The organism is Burkholderia sp. E168m23 (genome assembly GCF_016586125.1).
GTDB lineage: Bacteria > Pseudomonadota > Gammaproteobacteria > Burkholderiales > Burkholderiaceae > Burkholderia > Burkholderia orbicola.
Window position 1 is genome coordinate 1 of record NZ_BCPP01001129.1, and the last position, 2057, is coordinate 2057.

Annotated in this window: 1 protein-coding gene and 1 pseudogene; both read left to right on the forward strand. The window is 66.7% G+C overall.

Features of this window, described 5'->3' with window-relative positions; all coding sequences use genetic code 11:
• Positions 1–523: pseudogene (aroE, locus tag JMF90_RS34860) on the forward strand (shikimate dehydrogenase); the annotation flags it as partial.
• A 177-nt stretch (positions 524–700) separates the two neighbouring features.
• Entirely contained in the window at positions 701–1933 is a 1233-nt protein-coding gene (locus tag JMF90_RS34865) for an MFS transporter (protein WP_054928644.1), read from the forward strand.
• Positions 1934–2057 lie beyond the last annotated feature (124 nt).

Genomic DNA, 2057 nt, shown 5'->3' on the forward strand with positions numbered 1-2057 from the left:
CGGCGGCATCGGGCTGGTTCGCGATATCGAGGCGAACCTCAATCTGCCGATGGCCGGCAAGCGCGTGCTGGTGTTCGGTGCGGGCGGCGCAGCGCGCGGCGCGCTGCTGCCGTTTCTCGACGCCGGCCCGGCGGAACTCGTGATCGCGAATCGCGACGTCGACAAGGCGCGCTTGCTGGCCGCGCAGGTCGCCGGTCGCGGCCCTCTGGTTGCCGGCAGCTATGCCGACCTCGCGCGGATGGGACGTTTCGATCTGGTCGTCAACGCGACGTCGGCCAGTTTGACCGGCGATCTGCCGCCTGTCCCGCCGAGCGTGTTCAGTCCGACGGGAACCGCCTACGAACTCGCCTATGGCAAGCGGCTCACGCCGTTTCTCCGGCTCGCTAAAAACGCGGGCGTGCACGGGATCGCGGATGGTGTCGGCATGCTGGTCGAGCAGGCGGCCGAGGCGTTCGCATGGTGGCGCGGCGTGCGGCCCGCGACCAGCGCGGTGATCGACCGGCTGGCCGTGCCGTTCGACTGAACACGCGATGGGGATCGGCATGCAGGCGATCCCGATGCGCCAAGGCATCGATCGCGACAGTGTCGGCGGGCGCGATCCGGTAGACTCGGCGGGCGCGTCCATACGAACGAGCTGCGCCGAGCAATCTCGCATTACCGCTGTCCTCCGTCCACGCCCGATACCGTGCCGAACACCGTCATGCCGGACACCACGCGCCCCGCTCGCCTGAACTTCGCGCTCATGTTGCCGCTGCTGCTGGCGGCCCAGCCGGTGGCGACCGACAGTTATCTGCCGGCCCTGCCTGAAATCGCCGCGACACTGGGCTCCGCCAGCGTCAGTCTCACGGTTTTCGCATTGATATTCGGTGTCGGACAATTGCCGATGGGCGGTCTTTCCGACCGAATCGGCCGCCGCCCCGTCTTGCTGACCGGCCTTGCGCTCTATGCGCTGAGTGCATTGGCGGCGGCGCTCGCATCGAGCGCCGCGATGCTGGTGGCCGCGCGTGCGATGCAGGGCTTTGCGATGGCCGCGATCCTGGTATGCGCGCGTGCGACGGTACGCGACCGGTACTCGGCGGGCGACGGCCCGTACGTGATGGCGCGCGGTTTTATGGGAATGGGGATGATGGCGTTCCTTGCCCCGATTCTCGGCGCGTATGTCACGCAGCACGCGGGCTGGCGATGGGTACTCGCGGGGATGAGCCTGTATGCGTTCGGCTTGCTCGTCATGTGCTGGTACGGCTTCGAGGAAAGCGCCGCCAGAATCGCGCCGGGCCGGAACTCGACCGGGGACGTGCGCGAGATATTCGGCAATGCCCCGTTCAGGGTATGGACGCTGCTGGCCGCGTCGACGTACACCGGCATGTTCTGTTTTCTGCTGCTTTCTCCGACGATTTACATCCGGCAGCTCGGCATCTCGCCCCAGCGATACGGCTGGATTCCGGCGAGCGGGACGCTCGTCTATGTCCTCAGTACCGTTGGCTGCCGGCACTTGCTGCGACGTCAAAGCATGCTGCGAACGGTGCGGCAAGGCGCGACGCTGAGCCTGTCAGGCGCGGTGATCCAGGCATTGGGGTGCGCGCTGCTTCCCGGCAGCATCTGGCCGCTGCTCGTCGGGCACGGCGTGTATTGTCTCGGGCACGGAATCCATCAGCCATGCGGGCAGGCAGGCGCGGTCAGCGGCCTGCCTCATCTTGCCGGCCGCGCGGTATCGTGGTCCGGCTTCATCATGATGTTCTTCGCTTTCAGCGTGGGGCAGACGGCGGCGGTTTTCACCGATCCGCGCTATCAGTCGGGCGCGTGGCCAATGGTGGTGCCGATGCTTGGCGTCGGCGTTACGCTGGTTACGATCGCGTTTGTGTGGTTGCCGAGAATCGGTGGCGCGAATTTGGGCGCGGCAGCGGTTCCGGCGCGGGCGGTAGATGGTCGGTGAGTTGTGGTGGGAACTCGGTGGAAAGCGGCGGGATGGGTGTCCAGCGCGTCTCTTGTGACCGCCAAATGGACTTGGTGAACGTGATGCTCGACAAGGACGCTGCGAGCGAGCATCTAGGCGGGGG

Bases quoted from the DNA above. Each gene is read 5' to 3' on its own strand.
- JMF90_RS34865 (WP_054928644.1), top strand. From the start codon at position 701: ATGCCGGACACCACGCGCCCCGCTCGCCTGAACTTCGCGCTCATGTTG.